This is a genomic window from Rhodococcus sp. HNM0563 (assembly GCF_012726195.1).
In the GTDB taxonomy this organism is placed as follows: domain Bacteria; phylum Actinomycetota; class Actinomycetes; order Mycobacteriales; family Mycobacteriaceae; genus Rhodococcus.
In genome coordinates this window covers 275,380-291,697 of the sequence record NZ_JAASAF010000005.1, presented here as the reverse complement: position 1 = coordinate 291,697, position 16,318 = coordinate 275,380, and the positions used below count along the sequence as shown (strand labels likewise).

At 66.2% G+C, this 16,318-nt stretch carries 14 protein-coding genes; 4 read left to right on the top strand and 10 right to left on the bottom strand.

Annotation, left to right across the window (positions count from 1 at the left end):
• Nucleotides 1–60: 60 nt before the first annotated feature.
• Complete coding sequence (gene mqo / locus HCA61_RS13580; RefSeq protein WP_169688707.1) at nt 61–1,584, bottom strand: malate dehydrogenase (quinone); 1,524 nt, start codon at nt 1,582–1,584, stop codon at nt 61–63.
• Between the two features lie 215 nt (nt 1,585–1,799).
• Here mqo and HCA61_RS13575 point away from each other — a divergent pair, with 215 nt between their 5' ends.
• Nucleotides 1,800–2,855 carry an alpha/beta hydrolase gene (locus tag HCA61_RS13575; protein ID WP_169688706.1) on the top strand — a complete coding sequence of 352 codons (1,056 nt, stop codon included), beginning with the start codon at nt 1,800–1,802 and terminating at the stop codon, nt 2,853–2,855.
• On the top strand, nt 2,852–4,225 hold the full coding sequence (gene mtr, locus HCA61_RS13570) for a mycothione reductase (RefSeq protein ID WP_169688705.1): 1,374 nt from the start codon (nt 2,852–2,854) through the stop codon (nt 4,223–4,225). Before HCA61_RS13575 ends, mtr begins: the two co-directional genes overlap by 4 nt.
• A gap of 75 nt (nt 4,226–4,300) precedes the next feature.
• On the opposite strand, the gene HCA61_RS13565 is transcribed toward mtr, so the two are convergent.
• The 3 genes from HCA61_RS13565 to HCA61_RS13555 all read right to left on the bottom strand — a co-directional run bounded on the left by HCA61_RS13565 (nt 4,301) and on the right by HCA61_RS13555 (nt 7,618).
• Nucleotides 4,301–4,852 carry an alpha/beta hydrolase gene (locus tag HCA61_RS13565; protein ID WP_169688908.1) on the bottom strand — a complete coding sequence of 184 codons (552 nt, stop codon included), beginning with the start codon at nt 4,850–4,852 and terminating at the stop codon, nt 4,301–4,303.
• Nucleotides 4,853–5,047: 195 nt separating this feature from the next.
• Nucleotides 5,048–5,905, bottom strand: coding sequence for a type I methionyl aminopeptidase (map, locus tag HCA61_RS13560; RefSeq protein WP_169688704.1), 858 nt, complete (start codon nt 5,903–5,905; stop codon nt 5,048–5,050).
• An 87-nt stretch (nt 5,906–5,992) separates the two neighbouring features.
• The gene (locus tag HCA61_RS13555) at nt 5,993–7,618 is read right to left on the bottom strand and encodes an AMP-binding protein (RefSeq protein ID WP_169688703.1); all 1,626 of its coding nucleotides are present in this window, start codon (nt 7,616–7,618) and stop codon (nt 5,993–5,995) included.
• Between the two features lie 113 nt (nt 7,619–7,731).
• Here HCA61_RS13555 and HCA61_RS13550 point away from each other — a divergent pair, with 113 nt between their 5' ends.
• Complete coding sequence (locus tag HCA61_RS13550; RefSeq protein WP_169688702.1) at nt 7,732–8,586, top strand: LuxR C-terminal-related transcriptional regulator; 855 nt, start codon at nt 7,732–7,734, stop codon at nt 8,584–8,586.
• 18 nt (nt 8,587–8,604) lie between these two features.
• Here the strand turns inward: HCA61_RS13550 and HCA61_RS13545 are convergent, their stop codons facing one another.
• From HCA61_RS13545 to dxr, 5 genes are all read right to left on the bottom strand, one after another.
• On the bottom strand, nt 8,605–10,440 hold the full coding sequence (locus HCA61_RS13545) for a penicillin-binding transpeptidase domain-containing protein (protein WP_169688701.1): 1,836 nt from the start codon (nt 10,438–10,440) through the stop codon (nt 8,605–8,607).
• Between the two features lie 48 nt (nt 10,441–10,488).
• On the bottom strand, nt 10,489–11,325 hold the full coding sequence (locus tag HCA61_RS13540; RefSeq protein WP_169688700.1) for a GNAT family N-acetyltransferase: 837 nt from the start codon (nt 11,323–11,325) through the stop codon (nt 10,489–10,491).
• 123 nt (nt 11,326–11,448) lie between these two features.
• Entirely contained in the window at nt 11,449–12,600 is a 1,152-nt protein-coding gene (gene ispG / locus HCA61_RS13535) for a flavodoxin-dependent (E)-4-hydroxy-3-methylbut-2-enyl-diphosphate synthase (RefSeq protein ID WP_169688699.1), read from the bottom strand.
• 45 nt (nt 12,601–12,645) lie between these two features.
• Nucleotides 12,646–13,866, bottom strand: coding sequence for a site-2 protease family protein (locus tag HCA61_RS13530; protein WP_169688698.1), 1,221 nt, complete (start codon nt 13,864–13,866; stop codon nt 12,646–12,648).
• Nucleotides 13,867–13,881: 15 nt separating this feature from the next.
• A complete protein-coding gene (gene dxr, locus HCA61_RS13525) occupies nt 13,882–15,036 on the bottom strand; it encodes a 1-deoxy-D-xylulose-5-phosphate reductoisomerase (protein WP_169688697.1) in 1,155 nt (384 codons plus the stop codon).
• Between the two features lie 154 nt (nt 15,037–15,190).
• On the opposite strand from dxr, the gene HCA61_RS26345 reads away from it, so the two are divergent.
• Nucleotides 15,191–15,436, top strand: coding sequence for a DUF2631 domain-containing protein (locus HCA61_RS26345; protein WP_247274145.1), 246 nt, complete (start codon nt 15,191–15,193; stop codon nt 15,434–15,436).
• Between the two features lie 113 nt (nt 15,437–15,549).
• On the opposite strand, the gene HCA61_RS13515 is transcribed toward HCA61_RS26345, so the two are convergent.
• Complete coding sequence (locus tag HCA61_RS13515; protein WP_169688695.1) at nt 15,550–16,317, bottom strand: enoyl-CoA hydratase-related protein; 768 nt, start codon at nt 16,315–16,317, stop codon at nt 15,550–15,552.
• Between the last annotated feature and the right edge of the window lies 1 nt (nt 16,318).

The window sequence follows — 16,318 nt, the reverse complement described above, 5'->3', positions numbered from 1 at the left end:
AACACAGGCCGGTCCGCTCCCCACTGGGTGCGGACCGGCCTGTGACGATGTATGCGAGGGTCAGACAGCAGCTTCGACCGGAGCGGTCGGCACCGGGTCGGATGCAACGTCGAGTTCGAGAGACCTGGTGCTCCAGTCCCACATCTGCTCGAACAGGGCCGGGTTGTCGGACAGCTTGACGCCCAGCGAGGGCACCATTTCCTTCAGCTTCGACTGCCAGCCCGCCCACTGCTGCGGGAAGCACCGCTCGAGTACATCGAGCATCGCAGGGACGGCGGTGGACGCTCCGGGCGACGCACCGAGAAGGCCCGCGATGGTCCCGTCGGCTGCGTTGACCACTGCGGTACCGAATTCGAGTACCCCACCCGCACCCTTACGGCGGATGACCTGCACCCGCTGACCGGCGACGATGAGCTCCCAGTCCTCGAGGCGGGCTTCCGGGGCGAACTCGGACAGTGTCACGATGCGGTCGGCGGGCGACTGACTGAGCTCGCTGACGAGGTATTTGACGAGACCGAGCTCCGTCATGCCCACACCGAGCATCGACATGAGGTTGTTGGGCTTGACCGACTTGGGCAGATCCATCACGCCGCCCTGCTTGAGGAACTTCGGTGACCAACCGGCGTACGGACCGAAGAGCAGGCCCTGCTCACCGTTGATCACTCGGGTGTCGAGGTGGGGCACCGACATGGGGGGCGCGCCGACAGCGGCCTTGCCGTAGACCTTGGCGCTGTGCCGAGCGATGACGTCGGGGTTGGTGCAACGCAGGAAGGCCCCCGACACCGGGAATCCGCCGAAGCCCTTGGCTTCGGCAATGCCCGACTTCTGAAGCAGGTGCAGCGCTCCGCCGCCCGCACCGACGAACACGAACTTTGCGTGAACCTTGCGGGTGTCACCGGTCCGGCGATTGCGAACCTTGACGATCCAGCTGCCGTCGGACTGCTTGGAGAGGTTGGTGACCTCGTGGCCGAAGAACACGGTGCCACCGGACGCAGCCACGCTGTTGACGAGCTGCTTGGTGAGCGCACCGAAGTCGACGTCGGTGCCGGTCTCGGTCCAGTTCAGTGCGACCGGGTCGGAGAAGTCGCGGCCCTCGGCCATGAGCGGCAGGCGCTCGGAGAACCATTCGGGGCTCTCGGAGTACTCCATACCGGCGAAGAGCGGGTGTCCGGCGAGAGCGTCGTAGCGGGCGCGCAGGTACTTCACGTTGTCGGCGCCGTGGACGAAGCTGACATGCGGAATCGGGTTGATGAAGTTCTTCGGGTCCGACAGGATTCCCTTGTCGATCGCGTAAGCCCAGAACTGGCGCGAAACCTGGAACTGCTCGTTGACGTTGATCGCTTTGGTGATGTCGACCGAGCCGTCGGGCTTGGCAGGGGTGTAGTTCAGCTCACACAGGGCGGAGTGCCCGGTACCGGCGTTGTTCCACGGGTCGCTGCTCTCCGCGGCGGCGGCGTCGAGCCGCTCGAATGCCGTGATGGACCACTCCGGCTGCAGCTGACGGAGCAGCGCTCCGAGGGTCGCGCTCATAATGCCCGCGCCTACGAGCACTACATCGGTCTTCGCCTCTACGTTCTCTGACACTGGGAAATCGACTTCCTTGTCTGTTCGCACGCGCCGCCGCGGTGGTGGTCCGCCCGCGTGAGTGTCCCGTACACGGACATGGACGCTCTCGTATACCGAGATCACCACGATCGTGCCGACTGCGACGAACAGGTTACCCGGATGTTGACCGGCGTTTCACTTCACCCAATTGTGTACCCACTTCCGCCTACCTCGGTCACCAATACAGTGTGATAGTGACAACTTGGCAGCCCGACATTCTCGGCGATGGATACCAGCAGCTCAGTTTACCTCTGGGCACCGACCCTGACGGGGAAGGCCAGATCAGTGCGACAGTCGTTCGGTACCAGCCGGACGACTTCGATCTTCCCGATCGTGCGGTTCTCTACGTCCACGGTTTCACCGACTACTTCTTCCAACAGCACCTGGCCGAGCACTTCGCCGCACGGGGCTATCGATTCTACGCCCTGGACCTGCGAAAATGCGGTCGTTCGCGCGGTCATGGGCACACTCCCCACTTCGTCACCGATCTGAGGTTCTACGACTCCGAACTCGATCAGGCCCTGCGTCTCGTGCGCGAGGAGACCGGTGGTGACGACACGACCGGGAATGTACTGCTCGCCGCCCACTCCACCGGCGGTCTCGTGCTGCCGCTGTGGCTCGACCGTCTCGAGCGGCGTCCCGGCGGGGCTCACGGGGCCGGAGTGATGGGTCTGATTCTCAACAGTCCGTGGTTCGACCTGCAGGGACCGTCCTACCTGCGCAATATCGGCACAGCAGCGGTCGATCTCATCGGCCGGCTCCGGCCCAAAGACGCGATACCCGGGCCGAAGCTCGACACCTACGGGGCGAGCCTCCAGCAGGGCGGCTGGACCTATGACCTCGATTGGAAGCCGCTGGCCGGGTTTCCGATCAGGTTCGGATGGATCCGCGCAATCCGACACGGGCATGCGCAGCTGCACCATGGCCTCGATATCGGGGTGCCCTCGCTCGTCCTGCGTTCGGGTAGGAGTGGTTCGGCACCGAAGTACGACCCGGCGATCGACACCGTCGACGCAGTGCTCGACGTCCGGCAGATCGCCCGGTGGGCGGGGTGCCTCGGCAACCGCACGACGATCGTGCCCATCGACGGCGCTCGCCACGATGTGTTCCTTTCCACACCCGGACCCCTTGGTGAGGCGTTCCGGGAATTGGACTTGTGGCTGGAATGGTTGGACGGTCACAGGACCGGCGACGAGACCGGCGCCCGGGCAGACGGCGCCCGGCAACGAACCACGGGAGAGCATGCGTGACCCACTACGACCTCGCGATCATCGGCACCGGATCGGGTAACTCGCTCATCGACGGACGCTACGACGACAAGCGCGTCGCGCTCCTCGAAGAGGGCACCTTCGGCGGTACCTGTCTCAACGTCGGGTGCATCCCGACCAAGATGTACGTCTACGCCGCCGAGGTTGCACGGACTGTGCGCACCGCGGGCAAGTACGGCATCGATGCCTCGATCGACGGGGTGCGGTGGAACGACATCGTCGATCGAGTGTTCGGGCGCATCGATCCGATCGCTGCGGGCGGCGAGCGCTACCGCCGTGAGGACTGCGACAACGTCACCGTGTACGACGGGCATGCCCGGTTCACCGGTGAACGCACCATCGACACGGGAACCGGCGAGACCATCACGGCCGACCAGGTGGTCGTGGCCGCGGGCTCACGGGCGGCGGTCCCCCACAGCGTTCTCGACAGCGGCGTGCGTTACTACACGAGCGACAACATCATGCGTCTGTCGAAGCTCCCCGAGTCGTTGGTGATTCTCGGTACCGGATTCATTGCCATGGAGTTTGCACATGTGTTCTCGGCACTCGGCACCCGAGTGTCGGTGATCGCGCGCAGCGGCGCACTACTTCGTCATCTCGACACCGAGGTATCCGAGCGCTTCACGTCGCTGGCCCGCGAGAAATGGGACGTGCATCTGACCGCTCCTGCACGCCGGTTCCGGCCCGTCGGCGACGGAGTCGAGGTGGAACTCGGAGACGGCACCGTGGTGTCCGGGGACGCACTGTTGGTAGCGACCGGCCGCGAGCCCAATGGGGACCTGCTCGATGTAGCGAAGGCAGGGATCGAGCTGGACGACGAGGGCCGCATCGTCGTCGACGAGTTCCAGCGCACCACCGCGCGCGGTGTGTTCGCTCTCGGAGACGTGTCGTCGTCGTACCAGCTCAAGCATGTCGCAAACCACGAAGCCCGGGTGGTGCAGCACAACCTCCTCCACGACGCGTGGAACGACGACACATCCGGACTGCGACGCGCCGATCACCGCTTCGTGCCGGCGGCGGTCTTCACCGATCCGCAGATCGCGACCGTCGGACTGACCGAGGAACAGGCCCGTTCCGAGGGATACGACATCTCGGTCAAGGTCCAGAACTACGGGGATGTCGCGTACGGCTGGGCGATGGAGGACACCGAAGGCTTCTGCAAGCTGATCGCCGATCGGTCCACCGGACTGCTGCTCGGGGCGCACATCATCGGGGCGCAGGCGTCGACCGTGATCCAGCCGCTGATCCAGGCGATGAGCTTCGGGCTGAAAGCACAGGAAATGGCCTCCGGCCAGTACTGGATCCATCCGGCGCTGCCCGAGCTCGTCGAGAACGCCCTCCTCGGTCTCTGATCGGCTCGGTCTCCGACCGGTCCGGCGAACGCCACCTCTCGGTTCTTCGGAACCCGGGAGGTGGCGTCGTTTCGTCTACCAGCTTCCGGTGCGCAGCGCGATCGCCGACGCGAAGTCTGCCGGTGCGTGCGCCGGGATGTTCTCGACACCGTCGAGTTCGACAACGCGAAACTCGCCGGTGACGTAACGCATCGAGCCCTCCGCCTCCGCCCGCCGCGCGGCGCTCCCGATCACGATGGTCGTCGGGACCTCCGCGGCCGGTGCCGACTCATCTCGCACGGTGCCGTCGGCGGCTGCGACAGCCGGGTGCCCGCGTTCGGCGACGACGAGACTCGCGAACCGGCCGAACCGGCCTGCCGCGACCGCCCACGCGAGTTCGGCGCCGGCACCGCTGCCCACCAGATGCACCCACGGCAGAGTCAGGTCGTCGAGGATCGCGAACACGTCGGCCGGGCCGAGACCGGTGATGTCGTCGACGACGATCGTACGAAGATCCGAGTTGTGCAGACGCTCGCATACGACGTCGTACACCTGTGCAGACTCTCCCGCGTCGGGAAGCAACAGCACTGTATGCCGACTGTCGGGCCCCCCGACATACACCCGAACGCTCCCCCCTGGGGCGCTCACCGTCCTGGTTTCCATGCGCGCAAACGCTACACGCCGGAGCATCCCGCATCCGGCATCGCACCCGCCCGACTCGTTTCCTGATCGACTGCACGTGTGCGGAACAGTCCGACCGATCTCACCTCGATCTCACATCGACCGACGGGGCCGAACCTTCACTGCGGGATTCGCAAGCTCGATTCGCGACGGCCGCTCCACTCAGGGCAGTGTGAGGATCTCGCTACCGGTCTCGGTGACGACGAGCGTGTGCTCGAACTGGGCACTCCACTTGCGGTCCTTGGTGACCACGGTCCAGCCGTCGTCCCAGATCTCGTAGTCCGGGGTGCCGAGGTTGATCATCGGCTCGATCGTGAACACCATGCCCGGCTCGATGATCGTGTCGATGTCGGGACGATCGTAGTGCAGGATCACCAACCCGTTGTGGAATGTCTCTCCGATGCCGTGGCCGGTGAAGTCGCGCACCACGCCGTATCCGAACCGGTTGGCGTACGACTCGATCACCCGGCCGATGACGTTGAGCGCCCGGCCAGGCTTGACCGCCTTGATCGCGCGCATCGTCGCCTCACGCGTGCGCTCGACGAGCAGTCGCGCCTCCTCGGACACGTCTCCCGCGAGGAAGGTGGCGTTGGTGTCGCCATGCACACCGTGGATGTAGGCGGTCACGTCGATGTTGACGATGTCGCCGTCCTCGATCACGGTGGTGTCCGGAATTCCGTGGCAGATCACCTCGTTGAGCGACACGCAGACCGACTTCGAGAACCCTCGGTAACCCAGGTCGGACGGGTAGGAGCCGTGATCGCACATGAATTCGTGTGCGATGCGATCGATCTCATCGGTCGTCACGCCGGGGGCGACCGCCTTGCCTGCCTCGACGAGCGCCTGCGCCGCGATCTTCGATGCAACGCGCATCTTCTCGATCGTCTCCGGAGTCTGCACCCACGGCTCGTTGCCTTCGTTCGCCGTGGGCTTCCAGACGTACTCAGGGCGCTCGATGGACTTGGGGACCTCGCGGATGGGGGTCGGGGTTCCTGGGACGAGCGGGGCACGGGTAGACATGCGTTCCAGGTTAGTCGCCCACGACCCCGCCACGGGCTCGCGCCCCGCACACCCTCGCTCGCCGGTCCACGAACCGTCTCTCGCCGATCACGATTTACTTCCCTGCCGCAAGAGGAACCGCTGTACCTTGCCGCTCGGAGTCTTGGGCAGGTGAGGGACGAAATGGACAACTCGCGGATAGGCGTGTGCCGCGAATTTCGTCTTCACGAGCCGCTGCAGGTCCGCTTCGAGTGCATCGTCGCCGTCGACACCGTCACGAAGCACCACGAAGGCCTCGAGCACCTCACCGCGCAACTCGTCGGGTAGTCCGACGACCGCCGCCTCGACGACGTCCGGATGCATCACGAGCACGGATTCGACGTCGAACGGTCCGATGCGGTAGCCGGCCATGATGATGACGTCGTCGTCGCGCGAGGAGAAGAAGTAGAAGCCGTTCTCGTCGATCTTTCCGGCATCGCCGGTCAGGTACCAGCGCCCATCATCGGTGAATCGAGTCGCAGTCTTCTCCGGTGCATCGACGTAACCGGTGAACCACACCAGGGGGCTCTTCTCGACGTCGATCGCAACCCGGCCGAGCTCGCCGGGTGCGGCGATATCGTCGTTGTCGTCGCGCAACACCGCGCAGGTCCATCCCGGCAACGGCTTTCCCATCGAACGCTCCGGCACATCTTCGCGGAGCCCGTCGGCCCACGCGTCGACGACGAACATGCCGTGCTCGGTCTGACCGTACTGATCGCGCACCACCACGCCGAGTTCCTCACGCGACCAGGCGAGCACGTCGGGAGTGAGCGGTTCCCCCGCCGACGATGCCCGGCGCAGGCGGATCCTGGTATGCGGTGCCGAGTCGGCTCGCAACGATCGATACACAGTCGGTGCTGCCGCGAAGTTGGTGACGCCGAAGGTGTCGAGTACCTGCCAGGTCAGGGCCGGGGAGAATCCGGCGTGCAGCAGCAGGCTCCGCCGACCCGCAGCCAAGGGCCCGAGGAGTGCGTAGTACAGCCCGTACGCCCAACCCGGATCGGCCGCGTTCCAGAACACGTCGTCCTCACGGACGTCGAGACCGAATTCGAGGTAGGCGTGGAACGATGCCAGGGCCTTGACCGGCACCGGCACGCCTTTGGGAGTGCCGGTGGTGCCCGATGTGAAGAGCTGGACGAGGCCCCCCTCGCCACCCACCGCCACCGCCTCACCTCGCGGATCGTGTGCGGAATGGGATTCGACGAGCTCGGCGAAGTCCAGACCGACACCGTCCCCGTCACCGGCGACGATCACCTGCCACGGGGCATCGTGAGGGATGTCGTCGCCGGGAGCGAGCTTGCCCATCTGATCACCGTCCGCGACGACGACCTTCGCGCCGCTCGCGCCGAGCCGGAAGGCGATGGCGGGCGGTGCGAACGCCGTGAACAGCGGTACGTGCACGGCACCGCGACGCCAGATGCCGAGCAACGCAACCACGAGGTCCGCGGACTTTCCCATCAAGGTGGCGACATGATCGCCCGGTTCCACACCGAGATCAGCAAGCGCCGCCGCGAATCGCGCCGACCGCTCGGACAGGTCGCCGTAGGTCAAGTCGACCGATGCGAGATCGGCGTCGATCACCGTGAACGCCACCGCATCGGCCGGGTGGTCGTCGCACAACAAGCGGGCAGCGGTGGCGTCGGCTGTGGCGTATCGGTCCAGAAGTTCCTGCACACGGGCTGCTGTGTCGGCCATCGGTCCGTCCTCTCGTCGCGCATCGGCATAGGGCCCGGGCCCACTCGACCCTGACACATTTATGATTCCTGTCACAGAACCCTCCCGATACCCCCGGAAAGGGGTGGCCGACAGTGTCCACTGCTTCCTCCCTGCTTCGTCCCCGAGACGGCGACGCGCTACGGAGCGAACTGCGCCGAACTGCCTCGCAGGCACAGGTCCCCGTTGTCTTCGCCGGCGAGGTGAAGAACGGCCACCTGCACCTGAGCGAGTTTCTCGGCACGCGGACGAACGGTCTGTCGGGGGTCGTCGTACCGCCGCGCGCAGGACTCGGTGGCCGTGCACTCGACGAGGCACGTCCGGTAACCGTCGCCGATTACGCAAGCGCCTCGTCGATCACCCATCATTTCGACCGTCCGGTGCTCAGTGAGGGGTTGCGCTCGATCCTGGCGGTACCGGTGGTGGTCGGCGGCGCTGCCCGGGCCGTGTTGTACGGCGCGGTGCGCGAGCGAAGCCGCTTCGGCGATCGCGTCGTGAGCGCCTTCGTCCACGCCGCGACCAGGCTTGCGAGCGAGATCACCGTGCGCGACGAAGTGGATCGGCGGGTCGCGATGCTCGGCTACCTCTGCTCCGACACGAAGAGCCCCATCGCGGGCACAGAGGTGCGGGAGATCCACGCCGAATTGCGCGCGCTGGCGCGGAATGTCGACGACGCCGGACTCCAGCAGCAACTCAGGGGCCTGTCCGATCGTCTCGCGTCGGCGCTCGTCGGCAAGTCGTCGTCGGACACCGTGGTCACGCTGTCTGCGCGTGAGACGGATGTCCTGTCGTATGTGGCGTTGGGCTGCACCAACGCCGAGATCGCCCGGCGCTTGGCGGTGGGATCCGAGACCGTCAAGAGTTACCTGCGTAGCGCCATGAACAAACTGGATGTGAATTCCCGCCACGAGGCAGTAATCGTCGCGAGAAAACTGGGTCTGCTGCCCTGACGGTGTTGCGGGTGCGAATCACGCCCCGTCCTCCCGATACTCGGGTGGCAGTGCAGCAAACATGTCGCGGGTGACGCCCACCGCGTTGTCCGAGCTTCCTCCCCGAACCACGAGCGTCGCGAAGGCGAGGTCGCCCCGATATCCGACGAACCACGAGTGCGACCCACCCTCGACCTCGGCTTCGCCCGTCTTGCCGTAGACGTCGCCCTGATCACGGATCCGATCGGCGGTACCACTGGTGATGACCAGTCGCATCATGCCCCGCAGTCCGTCGACCACCTCGGGTGAGATCGGTGGCGCCTCGCCTTCCACCGCGGTGTCCCGACCCTCGATGAGATACGGGATCGGGGTCCGCCCACTCGCAACCGTCGCCGCAGCGAGTGCCATCCCGAACGGGCTGACGACCACCTTGCCCTGCCCGAAACCGTCCTCGGTCCGCTCGACGAGATCTTCTGCGGGAGGTACGGATCCCGAGTCGGTCGGCATGCCCACCACGTCGTGGCCGACGCCGATGCCGAACTGCGCCGCGGCGACAGTGAGTGCATCGGGCTGCATCTCGGACGCGAGCTTGGCGAATGTGGTGTTGCACGAGCGCGCGAATGCAGTGGCCATCGAGACCGTGCCGAGCGCGAATTCGTTGTAGTTGGGAACGCTCCGCTCGCCGATCGTGATGCGGCCGGGGCACGGCACCATCGATTCCGGGGTCGCGAGTCCGCTCGCGATCGCAGCGCCCGATGTGATGATCTTGAATGTGGATCCGGGTGGATACTGACCCATGAGCGCAACCGGACCGTCCTTGTCGGCCGCCTTGTTCTGCGCAACCGCGAGCACGGCTCCCGTCGATGCCTCGAGGACGACCATCATCGCCTGCTCGGTACGACCGTCCACCGCAGCCTGGGCAGCCACCTGGATCGGGCGGTCGAGACTGATCGAGAACGACGGCACCGGCTGCGGCGCAGTCTCCGTGAGGACACCGGTTTCGACGCCGTACTGGTTGACGAGCACCACGCTCCAGCCGGCAGTGCCGTCGACCTGGTCGATGACGGTCTTCTTGACCTGACCGATCAGGTCGGGCGCGAAGGTCCGATCGGTCGTGACCATGTCTGCCTGCTCGGTGACGACAACACCGGGAATGGCCGCGAGCGCGTCGGCGACGAGCTCGTAGTCATCTTCGCGAAGACGCACGACCGCACGCGGTCCGTCGGCTGCCGTGACCGACTCGGCGATCGACTGGGCAGTCAAGGACTGGTCGAACCGAGAGATCGCCGCCGACAGCGAGCGCGCCGCAGCCGGAATATCGGGGCTCCGGGACCCGTCGAACGCGATGCCGTACACGATGCCCGGCACGAGCACGTCGCTTCCTGCGTGCTCATTGACCCGCGCCCGGGGTGCAGGATCACTCCTGAGGTACATCGTCTGACGATCACCGAGCTGCGGGTGCACGACGGATTTCGACCAGCGCACCACCCAGTCCTCGCCGCTGCGACCCATGTGCAGCTGTCCGGTGTACTGCCACACTCGTTCCTTGGGAAGGCGCCATTCGTAGCTGTAGTCGACCACGGCAGAGTCACCGTCGAGCCGGGCTCCCGTAGTGGTTGCCGTGAGCGACTCCGCCTGCAGTCCGTCCCAGACCTCGACGAGCGAGCTCTCGGCATCGTCCGGTCGGTCGGTGCGGGTGGCCGCCGCCGCGAAATCCTGCTCGGCAAAGGCGTTCAAGAACAGTTGGGCCGCCGGTTCCGGGCCCGCGGCGCGCGGGGTACAGGCTGCGACGAGCCCGAGGAGCATCAGCAGCGCCGTGACGGCGGCCGCGGATCTCCCCGCGGCACGGCACGACGGAGCGGATCGAGGTCTCATCGCCGCCATCGTAAGGGCTCAGGAGCCGAATTCGGCTCAGGCGCCACCTCAGTCCAGGAGGACCGTGGACAATGTCGCAACCTGGCGGAACCCCGCACGCGCGTAAGCGGCTCGCGCCCTGACGTTGAAACTGTTGACGTACAGGCTCGGGAGACGACCGCTCGCGGTGACCGCAACAGCCACCGCGGCGGTGCCTGCGGTACCGAGGCCTTGCCCGCGCATCTCCGGCTCCACCCACACACCCTGGATCTGCCCCACGGCCGACGACACCGACCCGACCTCTGCCTTGAACACGACACGGCCGCCTTCGAATCGCGCCCACGCGCGTCCGGCGGCAATGAGACTCGCGACACGACGCCGGTAGCTTGCTCCCCCGTCGCCTGCCCGCGGATCGACGCCGACTTCCTCGATGAACATGGAGATCGCCGCGGGCAGATACCGGTCGAGTTCTTCCGGCCGGACTCGCCGAACGCGCGAGTCGGGTTGGATGAGGGGTTCGCGGTCGAGCACGAGCAGCGGTTGCTCCGCCCGCACTTCACGCGGCGGTCCCCACGTCGATTCCAACAGCTCCCACATCGGCAGTGCGTACTCAGCGCGCCCCACCACGGAGGAGCACAGCCGTGGTCCGCGGGCGGCCCGCTCGGCGAAGGCGTGGATGTCGTCCGGGTCGCCCAGGAGCGGAATCAGATTTGCGCCGGAGAAACACAACGATTGGTCGGGACCGCCGCGGCTCCATATTTCCCCGCCGAACGAGCGGTGGTCGAGGCCGTACTCCTCGACACGCCCCGCCACCATGCACGACGCCACGGGGTCGCGGGCGAGCACCCGTTGCACCGCGGCCGTGTCGCGGCCTCCCAACGACCGGACACCAAGAAGCTTGAGCACTCGCTCACCACCCGTCGACAAGCCGATACGAAATCAGAGTGCCACGTGTCACGCCGTCGGGGAAATCGTGTCCCGATCCACGGATCCGAGTACGCCACAGACGTCTCGAGCGCCCCATCCGTATCAGGAGATGGACACGGTCGGGGAGCCCGCTCCTGCGCCTTCCATCTCCTCCGCGATACGCATCGCTTCTTCGATGAGCGTTTCGACGATCTGAGCTTCCGGCACGGTCTTGATGACCTTGCCCTTGACGAAGATCTGGCCCTTGCCGTTTCCGGAGGCGACACCGAGGTCGGCTTCGCGGGCTTCGCCGGGACCGTTCACGACGCAACCCATCACCGCGACACGCAACGGGACCTCCATCCCTTCGAGTCCGGCGGTGACTTCGTCCGCGAGCTTGTAGACGTCGACCTGCGCGCGACCGCACGACGGGCACGAAACAATCTCGAGTTTGCGTGGTCTGAGGTTCAGCGACTGCAGGATCTGGCCGCCGACCTTGATCTCTTCGGCGGGCGGGGCGGACAACGACACCCGGATCGTGTCGCCGATACCCTGCGACAGCAACGCACCGAATGCGACGGCCGACTTGATAGTGCCCTGGAATGCCGGGCCCGCCTCGGTGACACCGAGGTGGAGCGGGTAGTCGGACTGGGCGGCGAGTTGCCGGTAGGCCTCGACCATGACGACGGGATCGTTGTGCTTGACGGAGATCTTGATGTCTCCGAAGCCGTGTTCCTCGAACAGACCCGCCTCCCACATCGCCGATTCGACGAGGGCCTCGGGTGTGGCCTTGCCGTACTTGGCCATGATCCGCGGGTCGAGGGACCCCGCGTTGACACCGATGCGGATCGGGATGCCTGCGTCGCCTGCCGCTTTTGCAACCTCCTTGACGCGGCCGTCGAACTCCTTGATGTTGCCCGGGTTGACGCGGACCGCCGCGCACCCGGCATCGATGGCCGCGAAGATGTAGCGGGGCTGGAAGTGAATATCGGCGATGACCGGGATCTGGCTCTTCTTCGCGATCGCGGACAGCGCATCGGCGTCTTCCTGACGCGGGCACGCGACGCGGACCATGTCGCATCCTGCAGCGGTGAGCTCTGCGATCTGCTGCAGGGTTGCGTTGATGTCATGCGTTTTGGTGGTGCACATCGACTGCACCGAGATGGGATGGTCGCTTCCGACACCCACACCGCCGACCATGAGCTGCCGGGTCTTACGCCTCGGTGCGAGGACGGCTGGAATCTCGGGCATGCCCAATCCAACGGGGCTGGTCACAGTTCGCCTTCTTTCGTAGCTACTGCGCGATTCTACCGGCGCAGATCAGAACAGCTGGATGGGGTTGACGATGTCTGCTGTGAGAGTGAGCACCATGAATGCACCGCCGATGACGACAGCGACATAGGTCAACGGGAGCAGTTTCATGTAGTCGACGGGCGCGCCCACCGGCTTGCCGCGCAGACCGCGGACCCAGTTGCGGATCTTCTCGTAGATCGCGACGGCCATGTGCCCACCGTCGAGAGGGAGCAGGGGCACGAGGTTGAACGCGCCGAGGAAGAAGTTCAGCTGCGCGAGCAGCAGCACGAACGACTCCCAGATTCCGCGTTCGGCGAACTGGCCGCCGATGACACTGGCACCGACGACGCTCACGGGAGTGTCGATGGAGCGTTCTCCGCCGGTCACCGCAGTCCACAGGTCTGCGACCTTGCTCGGCAGCGACACCAGCGCCTCGGCGGTGCGCGCGGCAAGGAAACCGGTGAACTCGAAGGTGGCGGGCACCGCCGACAGCGGAGTGTACTCGAGGACCGTCGGCTCGCCCCCGACACCGATCGCGCCGACGGTCTTCGACACCGGTTCGGCGTCGGCGGCGTCGCTCTCGTAGACCCAGCGCTGTACTTGCTGGACCGTCACCGGGACGGTGAGGGTTTCGTCACCTCGCTCGACAGTGAAATCCGCGGTGCCGGTCAGCGATTGCGTCGCGGTGACGAGCTCACGAAAGGTCTCGACGGGTGTGTCGTCGACAGCGACGACGACGTCGCCGACCTCGATGCCGGCAGCCTGCGCCGGTCCGATGCCCTCGCAGGGTGCAGGCTTGTAGCCGCCTTCCTCGCCCGCCTGGGTCGGCGCAGCGCAGTCGAGGGAGCCGACCACCGCGCGGTTGTCGGTGTTGGGAAGTCCTCCGGTCACCGCCAGCCCGTAGATGAGAACGATGCCGAGCAAGAAGTTCATGGCGATGCCGCCGGACATGACGACCAAGCGCTTCCATGTCTTCTGCTTGTACATCGCGCGGTCGTGCTCGTCGGGTTCGAGTTCGTCGAGCGCGGTCATCCCGGCGATGTCACAGAAGCCACCGGCGGGAATGGCCTTGAGGCCGTACTCGGTCTCCCCGCGCCGGAAGGAGAACACACGGGGTCCGAAGCCGATGTAGTAGCGGCGGACCTTCATCCCGAGTTTCTGCGCGGTCCACATGTGACCGGCCTCGTGCAAGGCGATGGAGACGGCGATGCCGAGGGCGAAGAGCACGACGCCCAATACGAACAGCATGTGTGGCCGATCCTCCTACTTGACGAGTGTGCGGGCCCGTTCACGGGCCCAGCTGTCGGCAGCGAGCACATCGTCAACGGTAGCGGGTTCGGCCGACCACTCGTCGGCGTCGCTGAGCACCGCGTCCACAGTACCGACGATCCGCGGGAACGAGAGCGCACCGCCGAGAAATGCCTCGGCTGCCACTTCGTTGGCCGCGTTGTACACCGCCGTGAGGCAGCCGCCGCCGCGCCCCGCCGCCCGTGCGAGTTCGATCGCCGGGAAGACGTCGTTGTCGACGGGTTCGAAGTGCCATGTCGAGGCCGTCGCGAAGTCGAGCGCCTGCGCCGCACCGGGCACCCGATCGGGCCATCCGAGGGCGAGCGCGATCGGCAGTTTCATGGACGGAGGAGACGCCTGCGCGAGAGTCGAGCCGTCGACGAAGGTGACCATCGAGTGCACGATCGACTGCGGGTGCACGGTGACGTCGATGCGGTCGTAGTCGATTCCGAACAGCAGGTGGGTCTCGATGAGCTCGAGACCCTTGTTGACGAGCGATGCCGAGTTGAGCGTGTTCATCGGTCCCATCGACCAGGTCGGGTGCGCCCCCGCCTGGTCGGGCGTCACGGAGTCGAGCTGCGCGGCCGTCCATCCGCGGAACGGTCCGCCCGATGCGGTGAGCACCAGCCGCGCGACCTCGTCGCCGGTCCCGCCCCGCAGGCACTGCGCGAGCGCGGAATGTTCGGAGTCCACGGGGACGATCTGCCCGGGTGCTGCCGCCGCGGTCACCAATCCCCCACCCGCGACCAGCGACTCCTTGTTGGCCAATGCCAGCCGGGCACCGGTCGCGAGGGCCGCAAGGGTCGGCTCGAGGCCGAGCGAACCGACCAATGCGTTGAGGACGACGTCAGCCTCGGTTTCCTGCACGAGCCGGGTGACTGAGTCGGATCCACTCCGAACAGGGAGGTCGAGCCGGGATGCCGCGGCGGGATCGGCGACCGCGACCTCCGTGACACCGGTCGCGCGGATCTGTTCCTGCAGCAGATCGATGTTCCCGCCCCCGGCCGCGAGGCCGACGACCTCGAACTTGTCGGGATTCGCGGCGATCACCTCGAGCGCCTGGGTTCCGATGGAGCCGGTGCTGCCCAGGAGCAGCACCCGCGTGCGGTCAGAGTTCTCTGTGTCGGCCACCCACACATTGTTGCTGATGCACCGAGTGTTCCGCCCCGCGGTGACGGACCGGGACGAATCCGACGCGCGGAGTGCAGCCCCCGCTTCATACGACGGGCGGTCGTATGTCACGATTAGCGGCAACACCAGAATCTGGCGAGCAGGAGGAACAACGGTGGCCGGTACCGAGTTGCAGTCCACTCATGTCGACACGGCCGAGGTGCCGTCGGCCGAGTGGGGATGGAGCGGTGAAGCTCCGCGGCTGTTCCGCGCCCTGGGCTGGATCTTCGCAGTGTTCCTGCTGCTGATGATGATCGGCAACCACAGCGGCTGGGTCGAGAACCTTTACCTGATCGGCTTCGCAGCCGCGATCGTCTTCATCCTGGTTCGCGACATCGTCAGGCGCCGCAAGCCGCGGTAGACCGGCGGGGCCCGTCCGAGAAGGACGCACACACGAACACCCGAGGTGCACACGTGCACCTCGGGTGTTGTTGTCACCGGGACGGTTCTCCCGTCAGCAACCCGACCTGATTGTCAGTGCCCCGACCACTCGGGTGCACGCCGCTCCGCGAACGCCCTCGGTCCTTCCTGGGCGTCGTCGCTGTTGTAGCAGTACTCGGACGCGTGCCGCGCGGCTTGCAGCGCAGCCGTTCGGCCCATCTCCGTCGCGAGCATCACGGTCTCCCGCGCCGCCTTGACGGACAACGGTGCTCCGGCGAGGATCTCGCGGGCGAGTTCGAGTGCGGTGTCGAGCAGTGCGGACGGTTCCGCGATCCGGTTGACGAGCCCGATTTCGTAGGCGCGCTGCGCCGTGATGGGCTTGCCGGTGAGCAGGATTTCCATCATGATCCGCTGCGGGATCATGTGGATCAGGGGCGACGCCCACGGCGAGCTCCTCCCTACCTTCACCTCGGTCACCGCGAATGTGGCGGTCGTGCTCGCGACGGCCAGGTCGCAGGACTGGGCGATGAGCCAACCGCCGGCGAACGCGGCACCGTTGACTGCCGCGATGGTCGGTTTGGTCAGCTCGACGTTGTCGTACGGCACGGGAATCAGATCGCGGGGCGGCACCCGCATCCCGGTCTGCACCATCTCCTTGAGATCGCCGCCGGCACAGAACGCCCTGTCGCCCGCCCCGGTGAGGATCCCGACGCGCAGCGCGGGGTCGGATTCGAACCGTTCCCACGCGGCGTACAGGCCCTCGCGGACATCCTTGGCGAGGCAGTTCCGCGCCTCGGGACGGTTGAGTGTGATGATCGCGATACCGTCGTTGCGGGCATCGAACAGTACGGCGTCGTTCATC